Source organism: Natronomonas sp. EA1 (genome assembly GCF_051195035.1).
Lineage (GTDB): Archaea > Halobacteriota > Halobacteria > Halobacteriales > Haloarculaceae > JBNTJV01.
Genome location: NZ_JBNTJV010000001.1, coordinates 665,471 through 685,935 on the forward strand (window position 1 = coordinate 665,471; position 20,465 = coordinate 685,935).

Sequence of the window (20,465 nt, forward strand, 5' to 3'; positions counted from 1 at the left end):
GGGTCAGAAGAAGTCCGAGAGCCCGGACTGCCCGTCGTCTTTCTCCGCCTCACCGGAGCCGTCAGCCTCGGCCGTGTCGGCGTCCGTCTCTGCGGGCTCGCTCCCCCCGCCGAGCGTGGCCTGCGCGGGACCGTCCTCGGTCGCATCCGCGTCCGCGTCTCCGTCCGCTGCGTCCGCCTCGTCCGCGTCCTCCCCTGCATCCTCACGCGGGGCGAACGCCCCACCCGAGTGCTCGACCGCCTCCTGTTCTTTCAGCTCCTCTGCGTCCGCGACGATGCTCTCGACCTTGTTCGTCGTCTTGCCCGAGCCGGTGATAAAGGAGACGTGTTCGGCGTCGAGGTCGTAGCGCGCGGCCATTCTCACGGTGAGCTCGCGGTTCTTGCAGTGGTGGGTCATCACGGCGAGGAACGGGAGGATCTCGCGGCGGGCGGTGGCGATGGAGACCCCCGCGTGCTCCGCGATCTCGCGGGCGATGTAATCCCGCGTCTTGTCCTTCGAGGAGCGGTAGGGGGCCCCGCCGTAGCGCGTCCACCCGCCGGAGGTGCCGTTCCGGGCCGCGGCGACCCCGGCCGCGACGTTGTCGGTGGCGTAGCGCCAGTAGGAGTAGTTCTGCGTGGCCATCACGCGCCCGAGCCACTTGTCCGCGCGGGCGAGGTGGTCGTACGCACGCACCAGCTCCTCGGAGTCGTAGACGAGCGGGACCTTGTCCTCGATCCAGAGCAGGAGGTTATCGGGCGTCTCGTCGACGTTGTAGGCCGTCTTCAGCGCGGCTTCGGCCGATTCCTCCTCCTTGAGGACGGCGTCGAGGAAGTCGAAGATGCCCTCGGTCTTGTCGCGGTCGCCGGAGACCACGTCCTCGACCGAGACCGACTCTTTCCCGTCGGCGACGGCCTGGAGGTCCTTCACCGCCCCGCGGAGGTCACCACGATTCCCCTCGGCGATCTTCTCCAGTGCCTTCTCGTCGAAGGCGATCCCTTCCTTCCGGCAGAGATCACGCAGGACGGGGACGATAGAGCGCGGGGAGACGTCGCGGAACTCGATGGTCTCACAGGCGTTGCGGAGCCCGCGTGACATATCGTAAAAGTCGTTGGCGATGAGGATCATCGGCTGGGAGGCCTCCTTCACCAGTCGGGTGACGGCGCGAGCACCGCCGCGGTCGTAGTTCCCGTGGATGTTGTCGGCCTCGTCCATGATGACGAGGCGTCGGCCGCCGGAGCCCCCCGAGAGGGTCCCCGAGCGCGCGGCCTCGCCCGCGACCCGTTCGATGACGTCCGCCGTCCGCTGGTTCGAGGCGTTCAGCTCGATGACGGGCCAGTCCATGTCGTTCGCGAGCGCGTGTGCCGCCGAGGTCTTGCCCACCCCCGGCGAACCGTGGAGGATGACGGCCTCGCGGTGGTCGTCCCACGTCCGCGCCCACTCGGCGAGGGCGTCGCGGGCCTTGTCGTTCCCGCGGACCTCCGAGAGCGTGGAGGGACGATATTTCTCCGTCCAATCAGCCATTGTCCGTGGTAGGCAGGAGGTGCGTTTAGTGGTTGCGGAGCGGTGGGGCGTGGTCCGATGCCGCACGCGCGTAACTATCAATTTAATTGAACTTCGGGGACTGCGACCCGCTCCACTGCCGGGGAGCCCCTCGATGAGAGCGGGAACTCGAGAAATCGTCAGCCACCGATGAGATAGCCACCCCATCAGAACGTTTATTCAGATAGGAGTCTATCGTATCGAAAACCACCGCGATGATGTCTAATTCTTTTGAAACGAGGCTCCCCACGCCGCTGGTGACACTCTATCGGAGTTTCGTCTACACCTGCCTGTATCTGGCACTCATCGCCGTCGGGGAGACGATCATCGTGACGGTCCTGCTCGACCTCCCGTTGAGCCTCGCGCCGGCGACCATCGGGCTCATCGTCTTCTCGGTGTACGTCAACGACCAGCTCATCGACCTGGACGACGGGGACATCCCCGATCCGGGTGAGGCGGCGTTCATCGCCCGGCACAAGGACCTCCTGTACGTCTTCGGTGCCGTCTCCTACGGGATCGCGCTGAGCCTCTCCGTCTGGGGTGGGCTGTTGACGTTCGCCATCGCCCTCATTCCGGGGCTTGCGTGGATCCTCTACGCCTCCGACGTCATCTCCACGTTCACCGAACGGACGGGGGTCAACTTCAGACGACTGAAAGAGCTGTTCCTGCTCAACAGCCTGCTCGTGGCGTTCGCGTGGGCGATCACCCTCGTCCTCATCCCCGTGGGCTACGCGGGGCAGGTCCCCGTTGCGGGCGTGCTCACGATGGTCGGCTACTTCCTGTTGCGCGTGTTCAAGAACACCGAGGTGTCGAACGTCGCGGACAGAGCAGAGGACGAGGCCCGGGACATCTCGACGCTCCCGACGGTCCTCGGTGTCAGGCGGACGCAGTGGGCGTTCCACGCCATCGACGCACTCACCGCCGTCGTCCTCGTGGTCGCGGTGGCGCAGGGGTATCTCCCCGAGACGCTCTCGCTCGCCCTCTTCGTCGGGCTGGCCTACTCGACGGTCGTCGTCCGGCTCGTCGACCGGTTCAGGAACGCGGACGTGCTCTCCCGGCTGGCCGAGTACGAGTATCTCGTCGTTTTCGGGACGCTCATCGTGCTCTACTTCCGGACGGCTCCCTCCATCGACATCTCCTTCGAGCAGGTGATGCCGGTGACCATCGCGGTCGCGCTGATGGTCGCCATCGGCATCGGGATCTCCGCGAGCCTCCTCGCGTGGCGGGAGTACCCCGAACCCGGGGCGCTCCCACTCATCCTGCTTCTCGCGGGCCAGACCTGGTGGTCCGCCACGCTCTTCTTGGAGTTCCAGGCGACGACCTTCGGGGCGAAACTGCTCATCGCGAACGTCCGGTGGGTCGGGATCGTCCTCATCCCGCTCGGCTGGCTGTTATTCTCGCTAGAGTACACCGGGCTCAACCGCTATCTCCAGCCGCGCTACATCCTCGGGTTGAGCGTCATCCCGGCGATGACGGTCTTTCTCGCGTTGACGGACGACTACAACTCCCTGCTGTATCAGGGGTCCGTCGTCGTCGAGCGGAACGGCCTCTCGTATCTCGCCCGCGAGTCCGGGCCGTGGTTCTGGGTGATCGCGGCGTACACGTATCTGCTCGGGCTGCTGGGGGCGATCCCCCTGCTGGAGCTCATCCGCAGCGACAACCTCCTCTTCCGGGGTCAGAGCATCGCCCTCCTGGTCGGCATCGCGGCCCCGTGGATCGCCAACGTCCTCTTTCTCGTCGGCTGGGTCCCCGTGACGGGGTTCGACCCCACCCCCATCGCGTTCGGCGTCTCCGGCGTGGCGTATCTGGGGGCGCTCACCCGCTTCCAGCTGCTCGGATCGAGTCCGACCCCGAGCCGGTCCGCCCGGCGAGTCGCCTACGAGCGGATGAGACAGGGTGCGATAGTCGTCGACCGGAGCGGCTTCGTCATCGACATCAACCCGAAGGCGGCGGAGATGTTCGACACCACCGTGGGCGAGACGCTCGGGCGACCCGCCAGCGAGGTCATCCCGCACTACGAGGAGCTTCCAGCCCACGATACGGACTCCGCCCTCATCGAAGACGAGCGCAGGAACCGCTCGTACGAGGCGACGGTGAGCGAGCTCACCGACCCGTACCGTCGCACGACGGGGCGTATCATCACCCTCAACGACGTGACGGACATCCTCAAACAGGAACAGCGGATCAGCGTGTTGAACCGTATCCTCCGGCACAACGTCCGCAACGAGCTGAACATCGTCGACGGGCGTCTCGAGCTCGCTCGCGAGCTCGTCGACGACGAGGTGGGCCACCACCTCGAGACGGCCCGCGAGAGCGCACACCGCATCATCGATGCCGCGGACCAGGCCCGGCGCATCGAGCAGATGTTCCGCGAGAGCGAGTCGACCGTCGCCGTCCCGCTCGTGGCGACCGTCGAGCGGGTCGTCGAGACCGGGCGGGCGACCTTTCCGGAGGCGGAGATCGACCTCACCGTCTCCACCGCCGTGGGCGATGTCGCTGCGGTCTCCGTCGTGGACCGGGAGCTGTTCGGCCAGTCGCTCTCCGAACTCATCGAGAACAGCGTGGTCCACAGTGACCGCGACGCCCCGAGCGTCACCGTCGAGGTCGGGGTCGACGGCGACCGTGCGTACGTCCGCGTCGTCGACGACGGCCCGGGGATCCCCACCCTCGAACAGGACGTGCTGAACGGCCGGACGGAGACCGCACTCGAGCACAGTCGTGGCCTCGGGCTCTGGCTCGCCCAGTGGACAATCTCGCTCTCCGGTGGGTCCCTCGAGATCGGCCAGCGAGAGCCGTGCGGGAGCGTCGTCACCCTCCGCGTTCCCCTGGACAGGGGGGAGTCGGGTACCGACACAGGGGCCTGAGGCCGAGAAGGGCCCGGGACCGTCCCGGGGCCGTGACGGGAACGTCCCAGGAGCGCCACAGGAGCGCCCCGGAAACGGTCCACAGTTCCTCGTGCGCGAGTGCCGAGTTGTGAATCTACATACGATAGTTAGCAAGAGCTATTAACTAAGAGAAAATAGATAATAACATGAGCGAACTCACGCGCCGTGGTTTCCTGCTCGGGAGCAGTGCGGCGATGGTCGCGACGGCTGGGTGTCTCGGGACGCAAGCCGGCGCCACGGAGACCGGTGGAGTGCAGGCCTCCTTCTTCGTCGTCTCGGATTTCACAGCGAACGTCACGGACGGGGAGCTGGCGGTCGAGACGGTCGTCCCGTTCGGTCAGCACGGCCACGGCTGGGAGCCGGGGCCGGACGTTCAGCGTGCCGTCTCGAACGCCGACGCCTTCGTCTACGTGGGCGAGGGGTTCCAGCCGTGGGCCGACAAACTGGTCCGGAACATCCGCGACGACGGGAGCGACGTGGCCGTCATCGAAGCCTGGGCAGACGTCGAGCTCCGCTCGGGGACCGAGGACGGGCACGACGAGCACGAGGAAGAACACGGAACCCACGAGGAAGAACACGGAACCCACGAGGAAGAACACGGGTCCAAGGACACCGAGACCGAACACCACGACAAACACGAGGGAGACCACGAGACCGAACACCACGACAAACACGAGAAAGACCACGACGGCAACGACAGCCACGCGAGCCACGCGGGCGCCGTGGACCCGCACTACTGGCTCGACCTCGGCCGCGCGGCGCGGTCGGTCGAGACCATCGCGGCCGGGCTGGGGGACGTCGACCCCGCGAACGCCGACACCTACCGGGCGAACGCCGCGGCCTACACCGACCGGCTGGCCGCGCTCGATGCGACCTACGAGGAGCGGCTGGCCGGTCGGACGAGGGACACCGTGCTCGTCGCGGGCCACAACTCCTTTCAGTATCTCGCGGAACGCTACGGCTTCCACGTGGAGTCGCTCGTCGGGCTCGCGCCGGACGCCTCCCCGACGCCGAAGGACGTGGCCCGCGCACAGGCCGTCATCGACGAACACGACATCGAGTACGTGCTCGCACCGGTGTTCGAGTCGGACCGCGCGGCCACCCAGCTCGTCGCCGAGACGGACGCGAAGGCGGTGCTCCCGCTCACCCCCGTCCCGACCCTGACCGAGGAGTGGCGCGAGAACGGCTGGGGCTACCTCGAGGTGATGGAACAGGTGAACCTCCCGAGTCTAGCGAGAGCCCTGGGCGCGGAATGAGCGTCGTCGAACTCGATTCCGTGACGTTCGGCTACGGGGACCGCCCCGCCATCGAGGACGTCTCCCTCACCGTCGAATCGGGGGAGTTCCTCGGGCTCGTCGGCCCGAACGGCTCCGGGAAGACCACCCTGCTGAAGCTCATGCTGGGGCTGCTCGAACCGGATTCCGGGCGTGTGCGCCTGTTCGGCCAGCCCGCCCACCGCGTCGGCGACGGCACCCGCGTGGGCTACGTCGCGCAGGCGGCCGGGACGGCCTCGGGGATGCCCGTCACCGTCCAGGAAGCCGTCCGGATGGGGCGGTACCCCCACGTCGGCCGCGGGCGCTTCTCGCAGGCGGACCGCGACGCCATCGAGGAGGCGATGGCCCGCGTCGGCGTGACGGACCTCGCCAGCCGGCGCGTCGCCGAGCTCTCGGGGGGCCAGCGCCAGCGCGTCCTCATCGCGCGGGCGCTCGCTGCGGACGCCGCGCTGCTCGCGCTCGACGAGCCGGCGGTCGGCGTCGACGCGGACTCGCGGTCCGCGTTCTACGACCTGCTCGGTGAGCTCAACGACGAGGGGCGCACCATCGTCCTCATCGAACACGACATCGGGGTCGTCACCGCGCGTGCGACCCGCATCGCCTGTCTCAACCGGGAGCTGTTCTTCCACGGCCCGCCCGAGGCGTTCGCCGACTCCGAGAGCCTCCGGGAGGCCTACGGGGCGAACCAGGGCGTGCTCGCACACCACCATGAGTGAGTTCCTCGCCGAGATGCTCGGCTTCCCGTTCATGCGACGGGCGTTCCTCGCCGGACTCTGTATCGCCGTCATCGCCCCGCTCGTGGGCTCCTTTCTCGTCCACCGCCGGCTGGCGATGATCGGCGACACGCTCGCGCACACCGCCTTCGCGGGGGTCGCGGTCGGGCTGTTCCTCTCGAACGTCCTCGCGATACCGGTCTCCCCCTATCTCACGGCACTCGTCGTCGCCAGCCTCGCCGCGCTGGCGATACAGGTCCTCTCCGAGCACACGGAAGTGTACGACGACGTGTCGATGGCCATCGTCCTCGCCGGCGGGTTCGCGGTCGGGACGGTCCTGATCAGCCTCACCAGCGGCGGCATCGCCGTCAGCATCAATCAGTACCTCTTCGGGAGCCTCTCGACGCTCACGAACGCGGACGTGCGCCTGCTCGTCGGGCTCTCCGTGCTCGTCGTCGGGGTCGTCGCCGTCACCTACCGGGATCTCGTCTTCGTCACCTTCGACGAGTCGGCCGCCCGCATCGCCGGCGTCCGCGTCCGGTGGCTCAACCGTCTGCTCGTCGTCCTCACTGCGATGGTCGTCGTGGGGGCGATGCAGCTGCTCGGCGTCATCCTCGTCGCCGCGATGCTCGTCGTCCCCGTCGCCGCTGCGACGCAGATCGCGGGAAGCTTCCGCGCCTCCATCGGCCTCGCAGTGGGGTTCGCGCTCCTCGCGACCCTCTCCGGGACGACGCTCTCGTACGCGTACGGGGTCGCTGCGGGCGGCACCATCGTCATCGTCGCTATCGCGCTCTATCTGGGCGCCGCGCTCGCCGCTCGCGCGTAGGGGTCGCCACCTCCTCCCCGGCCGATAGGCCCACAGCCGTGCCGTTCACTCACACCCCACGGCAAACGCTTTTATACTGCCTCTCGACGCTCGGGTATGCAGCTCTTCCCGGAGGAGATGGCGAGCGAGCGGCTCCGCTTCGAGCGCGTCCACCCCGACGAGACGGATGTCTTCGAGTTCTACGAGCATCAGAAGCGCGGGGCCCCCGGCATCGACGCCATCACGCGCTACGTCACGTGGGACCCCGCGGCGACGCCGAAGGAGACCGCGGAGTTCATCGAGCACTGTGGCGAGCAGTTCGAGGCGGGCGAGGGGGCCACCTACGTCGCCCGGCCGCGCGAGGGGGAAGCGGAGGCAGGCGAGTTCGCCGGTGTCGCCGGGATGGGCGTCGACTGGGACCGCCGCACGGCGACCTTCGGCACGTGGCTCCGCAAGCCGTTCTGGGGCCGCGGCTACTCCGGCGAGCGCGCCGCGCGGTTCATGGAGCTCGCCTTCGACCGGCTCGACCTGGAGTGCGTGACGGTCAGCCACGACCCCGAGAACACCCAGAGCGAGCGCGCCATCTCGAAGTACGTCGAGCGGTTCGGCGGGCGACGCGAGGGGCGCATTCGGAACGACATCGTCATCGACGGCGAGCCCCGCGATTCGGTGCGCTACTCGATCTCGACGGAGGAGTGGGCCGCGAACAGCTGACTGAACGGCCACAAGAGGTATCGACCCGCCGGGAGAACGGCGGCACATGAGCGAGAGACCGTACGCGACGGGCGCGCTCGCCGGCGCCGGCGCATGGCTCCTCGGCTACCTGACCACGTTCCTCCTCACGGGGTCGCGGGTCCGCGATTCGGGGCTCAGACGCGCCATCGAGCTGTTCGGTGGCGAGCTCCCGACGTGGAAGGTCGTCGGCTGGGTGTTCTACAACGCCCACTTCGTCGAGACGCGGTTCGAGGGTATCTTCGGCGGCACCGCCTCCTTCGTCGGTGGCGAGGACGGCTTCACCCTCCTCCTGTACGTTGTCCCGCCGGCGCTCCTGCTCGCTGCGGGGCTCGCGGTCGGTCGCCGGGCTGGTGCGGAGACGCTCGACACCGCCAACGCGGCCGTGACCGGCGCGACCGTCTCGCTCGGATACGCTCCGCTCGCCGTCGTCGGGCTGTTCCTCTTCGGCGTGGAGGGGGCCGCCCCCGTCGTCGCCACGGGAATCCTGCTCGCGGCGGTGTTCTACCCCGTCGTCTTCGGGGCCGCGGGCGGCGGCGTCGCGGCACTCACAGGTCGCGACTGACCATCTCGGCCCAGGTTTCGAAGCCGAACTTCCCGTAGAAGGCGTAGGCCCGCTCGTTGTCGGGATCCACGTCGAACACCACGCGGTCGAGCGGGAGGTCCTGACTTCGCGCGTGGTCGAGCCCCGCCTCCAGGAGCTCGCCAGCGAGCCCCGTTCCCCGATGGTCCGGCACGACGTAGATCTCGTTGAGCACCGCCGCGTCCCAGATCATCGCCATCGATTCGGGGAGCATGAACGCGTAGCCGACGACTCCGCCATCGTGCTCCGCGAGCAGCAGGCAGTCCTCGCTGTCCGTCGCGCGTGCCACCCAGTCGAGATACCGTTCGCGATACGTGTCGGTGAGCTTCTCGTCGTACGTCGCCGATTTCTCCGCGTTCTTACTCCCGAGTTCGCGCTCGAACGCCTCCTTCAGCGTCCAGAGTCCCGCGGTGTCGGTCGGGGAGTCGGAATCGTACGCCCTGATGTCCATACCCGGGGTTCCACACGGGGGGTATTCGGCCTGCCGGTCACGCAGTCTACCGGTCGCGCAGGCTGTCGATCACGGGGGCTGCCGGTCACGCAGTCGAACCGCGACGGCGAGCAGGCTCGCGACGGTGAGAAGGAGGTGCCACCCCCGATAGAAGACGGGGAAGGTCCGGCGCACGTCGCCCGTCTCGACGCCCTTCTCGGGGTCGATACCGCTGCCGACGTGATGCTCACGGGTGGAGCCCTGCTGTCCCACGTCGATGCGCGGCTGGGTGCTCCCGGCGCCGCCACCACCACCGCTCGCGGGTGCCTGGCTTCCGGTCACCTCCACGAACGTCTGGAAGAACCCCTCTCTCGTCGCGTAGCCGAGCTCGCCCGAGACGGAGACGAACTGGTCGTAAACGGGATAGAAGAGGTTCACCCCGCCGGCGGTGGCGAGGTCGAGGCCGATGGCCGCGACGGCGAAACAGACGACCGTGACGGGGAACACCTCGGCACCCCAGTCGCCGTACCGCTCCCGGATGCGCGAGTCGGGACGGCGGAGGTCCCAGCGCACGAGCGCCCCGGCGGCGAGCGGGAGCAGTGCGGTGTGCAACAGCGCCCGATGGGTCGACTCGACGAGCAGGCCCGCGAACGCGTCGAGGTCGGCGAGGACGACGACGGCTGCGATGAGCCCCAGCGCGCGCCTGTCGAAGTGGTCCCGCAGGAGCCCCGCGGCGAGCAGCCAGGCGAACGCGACGTGGACGACGGTGGAGGGCATCAGCGACCACCTCCGCGCAGTCGAGTGGCGAGCACGACCGCCGAGGCGACGACGAGGACGAACTGCCAGCCCGTCTCGACTACCCGGAAGATCCGGTTCGCGCCAGCGTCCGGGCCGCGCGTCGGGTTGAGCGGGGAGGGGACGAAGTAGTCAGCCGTGCTCCCGCGCGTGCCCACCTCGAGGAACGGGCCGCCGGTCGTGTTCACCTGTACGAACGTCTGGACGAGCCCCTCCTTGTTGTTCAGTTCGAGGACCCCGACGAGCGTGTAGAACTGGTCGACGAGGGGCCACAGCGCGTTCACACCCTCGATGTTGAGCAGGTCGAGGCCGATACCGGCCACGAGGAAGGAGGCGAACGCGGCCCAGATGACGCGCACCCCGCGGTCCCCGAAGCGCGCGGCCAGGTGTCCACCGCTGGTGGCCCAGTAGAGCCCGACACCAACGAGGAAGGGCCAGACGAGCGTGTGGAGCGCGGCGTTGTGGCCCCCCTCGACGAGAAGCGAGAGGAGGGCGTCGAGGTCGGGGAGGGCTGCAGCGGCGAGGACGACGGCGACGCTCCGCCGGTCGAGATGGGGGCCGAGGAGGGCCGCGGCGAGCAGGCCGCCGACCGCGACGTGGACGGCCGTCGGGGGCATCACCCGAGCGAAGGGCGGAACGGCCTTAAGCGCGCCGCCGAATCGATGGGTATGGACGGGTCACCGAAGCGCGAACTCGCCGAGAAGATCGCCGGCGAGGTCGTCCTCTCCGACGACCCCGGCGCGACCCTCCGGAAGTGGCGCACGGACTTCGAGGTGGCCCAGACCGACCTCGCCTCCCAGCTCGACGTCTCGGCCTCCGTCGTCTCGGATTACGAGTCCGGGCGACGGCAGTCCCCCGGTATCGGGATGGTCCGCCGGTTCGTCGAGGCGCTGCTCGCCATCGACGAGGCGAGCGGCGGGAGTCACATCCGGCAGTACGCCCGTGTCATCTCCGCGGGGTTCGAAAGCGACATCGTCCAGGACCTCCGGGAGTACTCCGCGACCATCCCCATCTCGCGCTTTTACGACGCCATCGAGGCCACCGAGGTCGCGGAGGGCCGCGCGACCACCATCGCCGGCCACACCGTCATCAACTCCATCGAGGCGATCACCCGCCTCTCCTCCGAGGAGTTCTACCGGCTCTACGGCCAGTCGACCAACCGGGCGCTCGTCTTCACGGAGGTCACCCGCGGGGAGTCCCCGCTCGTCGCCCTTCGGGTGGCGACACCGACCCCGAACGCCGTCGTTCTCCACGGCATCTCGGAAGAGGACCTCTGGGAACACGCCCCGAAGCTCGCGGGCGTCGACGGCTTCTCGCTGGCCGTCACCGAGATCGGGCTCAACGAGATGCTGGAAAACCTCCGGCAGCTTCCGTAGCGCGACCCGTCGTTCTCGTCGGTCGGCACTAACAGCGATACCGGCGGCTGTCTGCCGAGAATTTATGACTGATTTTGTATAACTAGTAGTATTCACAAATGATAGTTCTTCGTCCTCATCGAGATTCGTTCCAGCGGCAGTTCGCTCACGAATCCGACCGGCAATCGAGAGAGTACTCTCCTTAAGCGCTACAGAGGCGATAGTGGGGAGATATCTCCCGGAAATAGTCCGACCGGAGAGATGGTTCGAGATCGTCGCCCCGACACGCTCGAAGAGTTCACACGATACTGTATGAACAGGCGTTTGAACCCGGTAGAGTGTCCAGATGCGACGATTCAGCTCCCATATTCTCGCGTGGAGAAATGGGGCACCACCAGCCAATTCGATAGTATTATTTCTTATATGTATATACTCAGTTATCTGAGTAGTACTCGGTCAATCGGAGCGGTTGTGACTCCTCTACGCGCGAGGACAGTCAAAAGAGAACGAGCGTCGCCGTGAGAGATCGGATAGGCGTTACAATCATACTTCTGTAATGGACTCAGGCGAACGTCGGGAACTCGTCGTCGGACTCCTCCATGTTGACGTTCACCTCGATGACGTTCGCGGTGTTGATGACGTTCTCGATGAGTTGTTCGTGGTACTCGGACCGTTTCATCCGGCGGACCGGGCCGGAGACGCTGATGGACCCGAGCACCCGACCGTGGCGGTTCGTCACGGGCGCGCCGATGGCCTGTAGCCCCGTGATCTCCTCCTCGTCGTTGAGCGAGTAGCCGCGATCGCGGATGGTCTCCAGCTCCTCGAACAGCGCCTCGCGGTCGGTGATGGTGTTCTCCGTCTTCGCCGGGAGCCCGTACCGGTCGACGATCCACTCCACGCGCTCGCGCGGGAGGTGCGCGAGGATGGCCTTCCCCGTCGCCGAGAAGTGGAGGTAGTCGGCGCGTTGGAGCTTGTTCACCTGGTAGTCGCTGCCGACCGCCTTCTCGCCGCTCACCTTGTAGAGGTTCACGCCGAGTCCGTGCTGTTCGGTCGCCAGATGCGCGAACTCCCCCGTCTTCTCCGCCAGCTCCTCCATCTCGGGCTTGCCGATGCGGTAGAGGATGTTCTGATATCGAACGTACTCCCCGACGAGCAGGAACTGCAGGGAGAGCTGGTAGGTGTCCCCCTCCTTGACGACGTACTTCTCCTCGCGCAGCGTCGAGAGGTAGTTGTACGCGACGCTCTTCGAGAGGTCCAGATGCTCGGCGAGCTCGGTGACGCCCGCGCCGTCCAACTCCTCTAGCGCCCGGACGACGTCGAACGCCCGGGACACCGTCTTCAGGGTCCGCGGCGACCCCGTCGTGTGTTCGTCGGACATACCGAAGCTTCACTCCCGGACCGACAAAGGTGTTTGTATCTCACAAACTGATTATGTGAACCGGATGCCCTGTTCCGGGGAAATACCCCGTTTCGGGGAGTTTCCGAGTTCGACTTTCTCGCGATTCGGGAGAATTCAGCCGATTCAGGCGGTTTCGAGCGCTATCGGACATATTGTTCTCATTATGCGAACGCCAACTACGGAGAAGGGGCCCGGGAGGCAGTGCTCGCGAGAGGATCGAGGGAGCTTCCTGTCGGACCACTGCGTCGGACCACTGCGTCGGACCACAGTGGCGAATCACGAGCGGCGGGCTGTGGAGACCGTCGAGAGAGTGAGCGGACGACGCGAACGGAACGAGACGAAAACGAGAACGAAGAGCTACTGCGTGGCGAGGTCGGCGACGGCCCCCGCGAGGACGCGGGTGGCGTCGGCGCAGTCGGTCCAGTCGGTCCACTCCAGGGGGTTGTGCGAGATACCGTCGCGGGAGGGGGCGAAAAGCAGCGCGGCGTCGGTCACCTCGGCGACGTGCATGGTGTCGTGGCCGGCCCCGGAGTGGAGGTCCATCGTGGAGAGGTCGGCGTCCTCGCCCGCGGCGTGGAGGGCGCTCCGACACCGTTCGCTCATCTCGATCGGACGGCGATCCCACGGATGCTCCAGCGTCGTCTCGACGGGCCGTTCGGCCTCGATACGGTCGAGGCTGTCGCGGGCCTCGGCGATGACGTGCTCGATGGAGCCGTAGTCCACGTCCCGGACGTCGACGGTGAGCGAGACGTTCCCGGCGATGACGTTCGGCGCGTTCGGCGAGACATCGAGTTTCCCGACGGTGCCGACGACCGTCTCGGACTCGGCGCGCCGGTCCTTCGTCGCCCGCTCCACGTCGAGGACGAACTCGCTGGCCGCGGTGAGCGCGTCGGACCGGTCGTCCATCAGCGTCGACCCGGCGTGGTTCGCCTCGCCGGAGATCTCCACCGCACACCGGGAGAGGCCGACGATGCTCGTGACGACGCCGGCCGGCACGTCGGCGTCCTCGAGGCGCTCGGACTGCTCGATGTGGAGCTCGAGCCAGGCGTCCCACGCCGAGGCGTCGACGACCCCCTCACCGCGATAGCCGATATCGGCGAGGACGTCCCCGAGCGGGATGCCGTCCTGGTCCTCGATGGCGAGCGCCTCCTCGGCGGTCATCGCACCGGTGGCGACGGCGGACCCGATGAGCCCCCCGCCGAACCGCTGGCCCTCCTCCTCCGTGAAACAGACCACGTCCACGGGCCGGGTGGGTTCGACGCCGGCGTCCTGCATCGCCCGGACGCTCTCCAGTGCGGCGTAGACGCCGAGCGGCCCGTCGAAGATTCCGCCCTCGGGGACGGAATCGAGGTGGCTCCCCGTGGCGACGGGCGCGGCATCGGGGTCCGCGCTCTCCGGCACCCAGCGACCGACGATGTTACCCACGTCGTCGATGCGGATCGTGAGCCCGGCGTCGCGGAGCCGTTCACAGAGGAACTCCCTCGCCCGGCGGTCGGCCTCGCTCCCGGTCAGCACCGTCCGCCCACGCCCCTCCGCCGTCGGCACGGCACCGAACTCCGCGTTCGACTCGATATCACTGCGGAGTCGCTGCTGGTTGACTTGCATTGTCCTTGGTCGACACGGTTTGTGGTTCCCCTATTTTACTGTTTGGCATCGAGACAGCGGTTCGAGCCGAGCAATCCACCGCGAACGCCCGTGAGACCGCCAGCAGTGGCGGTAATCCCCTGGCGAGCACCTCCCGGGCCCGGAGCAGGGGCGCCGACGCCAGCGAGGAAGGAGTTGTGAGTTCCTTAGTCACGATTATACCTTCAGTGTCACAAGTTTTAATACCCATTAACCAACTTCACCGACTGTATGCAAGATGATGACAAGGGAGCCGACTCCCCGGAGAGCAACGCGACCCCTTCGCTCAGGGGTCGTCTCGGTCGCCGCACCTTCCTCGGCGCGACGGCGACCGCGGGGAGTGCGGCTCTCGCGGGCTGTACGGGCAGCGACTCGAACAGTGACGACAGTTCCGGCAGTAGCGGTGGCGGCGGCAGCGGCGGCAGCGGCGGCGGCAGCGACGAGACCGAAGCCGCGGCCTCCGCGAAGATGGGCGGCACGCTCCAGTGGGGCGGCGCGGTCCCCGTGCAGGGGCTCGACCCCCACATCGACACCTCCGCGGCGTCGAAGCGCGTCCTCGAGAACATCTACGAGGAGGTCGTCGCCCTGCAGGACGACTACTCCATCCAGCCACATCTCGCCAAGTCCTTCGAGCAGTCCGAGGACAACACGCTGCTGACGTTCGAACTCCGCGAGGGCGTCACCTTCCACGACGGGACGGAGATGACCTCCGAGGACGTGCTGGCGACGTACGAGCGCGTCGCCAACGGGGATTACCTCGCCACCGGCTTCTTCGACTTCGTGGAGTCGATGTCCGCGCCGGACGACTACACCTTCGAGATCCAGCTCACCCAGCCGTTCGCCCCCTTCCTCGCCAAGATGGCGACGGCCGAGCTCGCGGTGATGCCCGCGGAGAACGCCAAGAAGGACATGGTCGAAGAGCCCATCGGGACCGGCCCGTACAAGTTCGAGAGCCGGGAGATCGAATCCTCGTTCACGATGGTCAAAAACGAGGACTACTGGGGGGCCTCCGAGGAGGAGGGTCCGTTCCTCGACACCATCGTCAAGACGGAGATACCGGACCCGAGCGTCCGCATCCGGTCGTTCCTCGCCGGCGAGTACGACTTCATCAACGGTATCGCGCCGAAGGACGTCTCCCGCGTCGAGCAGGCCTCCGGCGTGCGCTTAGAAAAGCAGTTCCCGAAGTCGCTCGTCTACCTCGGGATGAACTGTGACCGCGCCCCGTTCGACAACAAGGACGCGCGGCTCGCGCTCGACTTCGCCATCGACAAGAAGAAGGTCACCGAGGCCGCGCTCTACGGCACTGGCCAGCCCACCGCGACCCCCGCGGCCCCCGGCAGCCCGTGGGTCAACGAGGACATCCAGCCGCGGCCCCGTGACCTCGAGAAGGCCCAGGAGCACCTCGACGCCGCCGGCATGTCCGACGGCTTCTCCGCGACGTTCAAGATCCCCCAGTCCTACCCGACGCAGGTCCAGGGGGCACAGGTCATCGCCGACCAGGCGAGCGACGTGGGCATCGACCTCGAGATCCAGCAGATCACCTGGAGTTCCTGGCTCTCGGACGTCTACTCGAAGCGGAACTTCCAGGCGACGACGAGTTCCTATCTCGCGCTCTGGTACCCCGACGTGTCGTTCTACAAGTTCCTGCACCCCGAGGGGGCGTTCTTCTTCACCAACTGGGTGAACGAGGAGTACAACGCCCTCGTCGAGGAGGCGCGGACCATCTACGACGTACAGGAGCGCGCAAAGCTCTACCACCAGGCGACGGAGATCCTCCACGAGGACCGCGCAGGCCACCTCTTCCTCTGGTGGCAACCCAGCCTCTACGGGGCCGCCGACCACTACAAGGGCGACACCGGTGCGCCGGACGGCTCGACCCTCCAGTTCCGCGACAACTGGCTCGACAACTGATCCCCGTCATCGATGTACAACTACGTACTCCGGCGTATCGGGTTCATGGCCGTGACGTTGTTCTTCGTCACGCTCATCACGTTCGCCGTCACGAACATCCTGCCGGGCGACGTCGCCCTGCTGATACTGGGGCCGAACGCCAACGAGCAGTCACTCGAGGCGTTGCGTGCGCAGCTCGGGCTGAACCGACCGTTGTACATCCAGTACATCGATTGGGTCATCGGCCTCCTGCAGGGGAACATGGGCGAGTCGCTGCGCTTCAGCGAGCCCGTCACGTCGCTCATCGCCGAGCGGCTCCCCCGCTCGCTGATGCTCGCGTTCGCCGCGACGTTCATCGCCGTGATCCTGTCGATCCCGCTGGGCATCTACGCCGCGGTCAGGCAGAACGAAGCCCCGGACGTGACGGCGTCGATGTTCGCCTTCATCGGCATCTCGATGCCCATCTTCCTGTGGGGGCTGGTGTTCATCCTCGTGTTCGCCGCGTGGTTCAACCTCTTCCCGACCGGTGGGTACGTCGCCCCGAGCGAGGACTTCGTCGGAGCGATGCGACACCTGATCCTCCCCGCGGGGGCGATGGGCATCGCGCTCACCGCCTACATCATGCGGATGACCCGCTCCTCGATGATCGAGGTGATGAGCGAGGAGTACATCAATCTCGCACGGGCGAAGGGGATGAGCCAGCGCGTCATCGTCCTTCGGCACGCGCTCAAGAACGCGGTCATCCCCGTCATCACCGTCATCGCGTTCCAGTTCAGCTACGCGTTCGGCGGGGTCATCGTGCTGGAGGAGGTGTTCGTCTGGCCCGGCATCGGTCGGTTGACGCTGACCGCCATCCAGAACCGTGATATCCCCCTCATTCAGGGGTGTATCATCATCATCGCACTGATATACATGTTCTCGAACCTCGCCGCCGACCTGTTGTACGCCTACTTCGACCCGCGGATCCGCTACGGAGGTGGTGAGTGATGGCCACCGACGGCGCCACGCGGTCGACGGGGGCCAACCGGTATCTCACCCAGTCGCAACGCGACCGGATCGCGCGGTTCGTCAAGAAGTTCCGGAACAACACCAAGGCGATGATCGGGCTGACGCTGGTGTCGTTGCTCGTCGTCGTCGCGATCTTCGCGCCGGTCATCGCACCGTACCCCATCGACGAGACCAACATCGACGAGCGGTCACAGCCGCCGTCGCTCGAACACCCGTTCGGGACGGACGACCTGGGCCGTGACATCTTTAGCCGGGTCGTCATGGGGAGCCGCATCTCGCTGCGCGTCGGCTTCGGGGCCGTCGGGGGCGCGCTCGTGACCGGGGCCGTCATCGGCGTGGTCGCGGGCTACGCCGGCGGCCTGACCGACGAGTTCCTGATGCGAGTGATGGACGCCGCGATGGCGTTCCCGCCCGTGTTGCTGGCACTGACGCTGCTCGTCGTATTGGGGCCGGAACTCCGGAACGTCATCATCGCGCTGGCGTTCGTCTACACCCCCTATATCGCGAGGGTCTCACGCAGCGCGGCGCTGGCCGAACGGAACGAGGCGTACGTCGAGGCGGCGGTCGCGCGCGGCGAGAGCAGCGCCCGCATCGTCTTCAGCGAGGTGTTCCCGAACTGTACGGCACCGATGCTCGTGCAGGGGTCGCTCACCGTCTCCTTCGCCATCCTCGCTGAGGCGAGCCTGTCGTTCCTCGGGCTGGGGGCACAGCCCCCGAAACCGTCGTGGGGACTGATGATAAACGCGGGTCGCGGGTTCATGGTGACCGCGCCGTGGATGCTGCTGTTCCCGGCGATAGCCATCGCCATCGCCGTCATCGGGTTCAACATGCTCGGTGACGGGCTGCGTGACGTGCTCGACCCCAAGGTGGAGGCGATAGAATGAGTGCGAACACCCCACTGCTCGACGTGCGGAACCTCCGGACGGAGTTCCGCACCGACGCCGCCCCCGTCGTCGCCTCGAACGAGGTGTCCTTCTCGCTGCGCCGCGGCGAGACGATGGGGCTCGTCGGCGAGTCCGGCGCGGGCAAGTCGGTGACGGCGCGCTCCATCATGCGTCTCATCGACTCGCCGGGCGAGATCACCGGCGGGCAGGTGGTCTTCGACGGCGAGGACCTCTTAGAGAAGTCGGAAAAGGAGATGCGCGACATTCGCGGGAACCGCATCGCGATGATCCCGCAGGACCCGATGTCGTCTTTGAACCCGGTGATGACCGTCGGGACGCAAATCACGGAGACGATCCGTCGCCACCAGGACGTCTCGAAGGCGAAAGCTCGCGAGCTGGCCATCCAGTCGATGGACGACGTGGGCATTCCGGACGCGGCAGAGCGCATCGACGACTACCCCCACGAGTTCTCCGGGGGGATGCGCCAGCGCGTCCTCGTCGCCATCGGGTTCTCCTGTGAACCCGACCTCATCATCGCGGACGAGCCCACGACGGCGCTCGACGTGACGACGCAGGCGAAGATCCTCGACCTGCTCAACGAGCTACAGGAGCGCGAGGGGACGGCCGTGCTGATGATCACGCACAACCTCGGTGTCGTCGCGCAGACGTGTGACCACGTCGGCGTGATGTACGCCGGCAACCTCGTCGAGACGGCAGCGCTCGGTGACCTGTTCGACCGCCCGAGGCACCCCTACACGCGGTCGCTCATCGACTCCATCCCGGAGGTCGACACCGAGTACGACACGCTGCCCACCCTCGACGGCGCGATGCCTGACCTCGCGGACCTGCCCGAGGGATGTAACTTCGCCCCCCGGTGTGCCCACGCGACGGAGGCCTGCCGGACGGGTGGCGACCCCACCCTCGGGGCCGTCGCCGGAAGCGACTCCCGCGCGGCATGCATCCACGCGGACGACCTCGACCTCTCGGAGAGCACCGTCCCCGAGTCGGAAGGGGGCCGCGGTGAGGTCGACCGTTCCGGCGAACCGCTGTTCGAGGTCCGGAACCTCGAGAAGCACTTCTCCGCGGGCGAGGGCGTCTTCGGCAACGTCCACATCTCACGAGAGGGTGGCGGGCTTCCCACCATCGAACGCCGGTACGTGAAGGCCGTCGACGGCGTGAGCTTCGACATCTACCCCGGGGAGACCGTCGGGCTCGTCGGCGAGTCCGGCTGTGGGAAGTCCACGGTCGCGCGCACGGCGCTGCGGCTGCTCGAACCGACCGACGGTGAGGTGTTCTTCGAGGGCCAGCCGCTTCACGCGCTGGGATCGAGCGAGGTGCGAAGCCTGCGTCGCGAGATGCAGATGATCTTCCAGGACCCCCAGAGCTCGCTCAACCCGCGCAAGACCGTCGGGCAGATCATCGGTCGCGCGATGGCGAAACACGACATCGCCCACGGCGAGGAGAAGCGCCAGCGCGTGCGGGAGCTGCTCGAACGCGTCGGCCTCTCGGGGGCCGCGTCGACGAAGTACCCCCACGAGTTCTCCGGCGGGCAACAGCAGCGCGTCGCCATCGCGCACGCGCTGGCCGTCGAGCCGAAGCTCATCGTCTGTGACGAGCCGGTCTCGGCGCTCGACGTGAGCGTGCAGGCGCAGATCCTCAACCTGCTCAACGAGATCCAGGCCGAGGAGAACATCTCCTTCCTGTTCATCTCGCACAACATCGGTGTCATCCGGCACATCTGTGACCGGGTCGCCGTGATGTATCTCGGGAAGATCGCGGAGTTCGGCAGCATCGAGGACGTGTTCTCCGCGCCGTTCCACCCCTACACGGAGAGCCTGCTGTCGGCCGTCCCGCACGCGAATCCGAACCGCGAGACGGACCGCATCCTCCTCGAGGGGAGCGTGCCGAGCCCCATCAATCCGCCATCGGGCTGCCCGTTCCAGACCCGCTGTCCGAAGAAGATCGGCGAGGAGTGTGAACAGCACCTGCCGGCGCTGGAGGCCGTCGACGGCGACCACCACATCGCCTGTCATCTCTCGGAAGCCGAGATGAGCGAGCGCGACTCGTTCATCACGCCCAGCCAGCCAATCGAGACCGAGTCGGACTGAAAACACCCCTTTTTCGGACGTGAGCTTCGACCCGAGGTAGTATCAATAACAATAGATAAACTCAAAAATCACAATAACCTGAGTAGAATATTGGCCCCGTAGACGCAGGGACCGATATGGATGACTTCGTCCGGAAGTAAGCCACTAAGCAGCATTTGGGCCGTATCTATCCAGATTTGGCATCAATCCGGAACGGGACAGGATATCCGAGAACGAAACGGATTCAGACAGTTCACAGGCACCGAATCGGAGTGGTAGGAGTTTCAGAACAATACCGACGAACAGCAGTCTTACTCCAAATTCATAATATAAATAGATATTTTTGCATTTCGAGTGTTTGTGGTCCGAGTCCCACCGTCGAGAGCCCCGCGACCGCACAACAGAGATTGGTTCGCGGAGTAACAGTTAAGAGGCTGTGTAAAGCGTGCTTTACTGTAAAGCATACTTTACGACAAGTGCGCTT

At 66.6% G+C, this 20,465-nt stretch carries 17 protein-coding genes; 11 read left to right on the forward strand and 6 right to left on the reverse strand.

Annotation, left to right across the window (positions count from 1 at the left end; translation table 11 throughout):
- Positions 1-3 precede the first annotated feature (3 nt).
- The gene (locus tag ACQUQR_RS03695) at positions 4-1,500 is read right to left on the reverse strand and encodes a replication factor C large subunit (RefSeq protein WP_435194823.1); all 1,497 of its coding nucleotides are present in this window, start codon (positions 1,498-1,500) and stop codon (positions 4-6) included.
- A gap of 275 nt (positions 1,501-1,775) precedes the next feature.
- Between ACQUQR_RS03695 and ACQUQR_RS03700 the strand changes: the two genes are divergently transcribed.
- From ACQUQR_RS03700 to ACQUQR_RS03725, 6 genes are all read left to right on the forward strand, one after another.
- Positions 1,776-4,382, forward strand: a complete 2,607-nt coding sequence (locus ACQUQR_RS03700) for a histidine kinase N-terminal 7TM domain-containing protein (RefSeq protein WP_435194825.1) — start codon at positions 1,776-1,778, stop codon at positions 4,380-4,382.
- A 167-nt stretch (positions 4,383-4,549) separates the two neighbouring features.
- The gene (locus tag ACQUQR_RS03705; protein ID WP_435194827.1) at positions 4,550-5,659 is read left to right on the forward strand and encodes a metal ABC transporter substrate-binding protein; all 1,110 of its coding nucleotides are present in this window, start codon (positions 4,550-4,552) and stop codon (positions 5,657-5,659) included.
- A complete protein-coding gene (locus tag ACQUQR_RS03710; protein ID WP_435194829.1) occupies positions 5,656-6,393 on the forward strand; it encodes a metal ABC transporter ATP-binding protein in 738 nt (245 codons plus the stop codon). Before ACQUQR_RS03705 ends, ACQUQR_RS03710 begins: the two co-directional genes overlap by 4 nt.
- The gene (locus ACQUQR_RS03715; RefSeq protein WP_435194830.1) at positions 6,386-7,216 is read left to right on the forward strand and encodes a metal ABC transporter permease; all 831 of its coding nucleotides are present in this window, start codon (positions 6,386-6,388) and stop codon (positions 7,214-7,216) included. The genes ACQUQR_RS03710 and ACQUQR_RS03715 overlap by 8 nt, the downstream gene beginning before the upstream one ends.
- Before the next feature lie 96 nt (positions 7,217-7,312).
- Positions 7,313-7,909 carry a GNAT family N-acetyltransferase gene (locus tag ACQUQR_RS03720; protein ID WP_435194832.1) on the forward strand — a complete coding sequence of 199 codons (597 nt, stop codon included), beginning with the start codon at positions 7,313-7,315 and terminating at the stop codon, positions 7,907-7,909.
- Between the two features lie 46 nt (positions 7,910-7,955).
- Positions 7,956-8,492 (forward strand): hypothetical protein, encoded by a 537-nt coding sequence (locus ACQUQR_RS03725; protein WP_435194834.1) that lies wholly within the window; start codon positions 7,956-7,958, stop codon positions 8,490-8,492.
- Here the strand turns inward: ACQUQR_RS03725 and ACQUQR_RS03730 are convergent.
- The 3 genes from ACQUQR_RS03730 to ACQUQR_RS03740 form a co-directional block, all read right to left on the reverse strand.
- Complete coding sequence (locus ACQUQR_RS03730) at positions 8,476-8,961, reverse strand: GNAT family N-acetyltransferase (protein ID WP_435194836.1); 486 nt, start codon at positions 8,959-8,961, stop codon at positions 8,476-8,478. The two genes, ACQUQR_RS03725 and ACQUQR_RS03730, sit on opposite strands and share 17 nt — an antisense overlap.
- Before the next feature lie 69 nt (positions 8,962-9,030).
- A complete protein-coding gene (locus tag ACQUQR_RS03735) occupies positions 9,031-9,717 on the reverse strand; it encodes a metal-dependent hydrolase (RefSeq protein ID WP_435194837.1) in 687 nt (228 codons plus the stop codon).
- Positions 9,717-10,352 (reverse strand): metal-dependent hydrolase, encoded by a 636-nt coding sequence (locus ACQUQR_RS03740; protein ID WP_435194839.1) that lies wholly within the window; start codon positions 10,350-10,352, stop codon positions 9,717-9,719. Before ACQUQR_RS03740 ends, ACQUQR_RS03735 begins: the two co-directional genes overlap by 1 nt.
- Before the next feature lie 51 nt (positions 10,353-10,403).
- Between ACQUQR_RS03740 and ACQUQR_RS03745 the strand changes: the two genes are divergently transcribed.
- Complete coding sequence (locus tag ACQUQR_RS03745; protein ID WP_435194840.1) at positions 10,404-11,111, forward strand: helix-turn-helix domain-containing protein; 708 nt, start codon at positions 10,404-10,406, stop codon at positions 11,109-11,111.
- 541 nt (positions 11,112-11,652) lie between these two features.
- On the opposite strand, the gene ACQUQR_RS03750 is transcribed toward ACQUQR_RS03745, so the two are convergent.
- Both ACQUQR_RS03750 and ACQUQR_RS03755 read right to left on the reverse strand, forming a co-directional pair.
- Positions 11,653-12,468 carry an IclR family transcriptional regulator gene (locus ACQUQR_RS03750; RefSeq protein ID WP_435194842.1) on the reverse strand — a complete coding sequence of 272 codons (816 nt, stop codon included), beginning with the start codon at positions 12,466-12,468 and terminating at the stop codon, positions 11,653-11,655.
- 378 nt (positions 12,469-12,846) lie between these two features.
- On the reverse strand, positions 12,847-14,094 hold the full coding sequence (locus tag ACQUQR_RS03755; RefSeq protein ID WP_435194844.1) for a Zn-dependent hydrolase: 1,248 nt from the start codon (positions 14,092-14,094) through the stop codon (positions 12,847-12,849).
- Positions 14,095-14,343: 249 nt separating this feature from the next.
- On the opposite strand from ACQUQR_RS03755, the gene ACQUQR_RS03760 reads away from it, so the two are divergent.
- Genes ACQUQR_RS03760 through ACQUQR_RS03775 form a run of 4 tightly spaced genes read left to right on the forward strand, consistent with a single transcriptional unit; the run spans position 14,344 to position 20,002 of the window.
- Positions 14,344-16,023 (forward strand): ABC transporter substrate-binding protein, encoded by a 1,680-nt coding sequence (locus ACQUQR_RS03760; protein WP_435194846.1) that lies wholly within the window; start codon positions 14,344-14,346, stop codon positions 16,021-16,023.
- A gap of 12 nt (positions 16,024-16,035) precedes the next feature.
- Positions 16,036-16,989, forward strand: coding sequence for an ABC transporter permease (locus ACQUQR_RS03765; protein ID WP_435194847.1), 954 nt, complete (start codon positions 16,036-16,038; stop codon positions 16,987-16,989).
- Entirely contained in the window at positions 16,989-17,894 is a 906-nt protein-coding gene (locus ACQUQR_RS03770; protein ID WP_435194848.1) for an ABC transporter permease, read from the forward strand. Before ACQUQR_RS03765 ends, ACQUQR_RS03770 begins: the two co-directional genes overlap by 1 nt.
- Complete coding sequence (locus ACQUQR_RS03775) at positions 17,891-20,002, forward strand: dipeptide ABC transporter ATP-binding protein (RefSeq protein ID WP_435194849.1); 2,112 nt, start codon at positions 17,891-17,893, stop codon at positions 20,000-20,002. Before ACQUQR_RS03770 ends, ACQUQR_RS03775 begins: the two co-directional genes overlap by 4 nt.
- Positions 20,003-20,465: the final 463 nt, after the last annotated feature.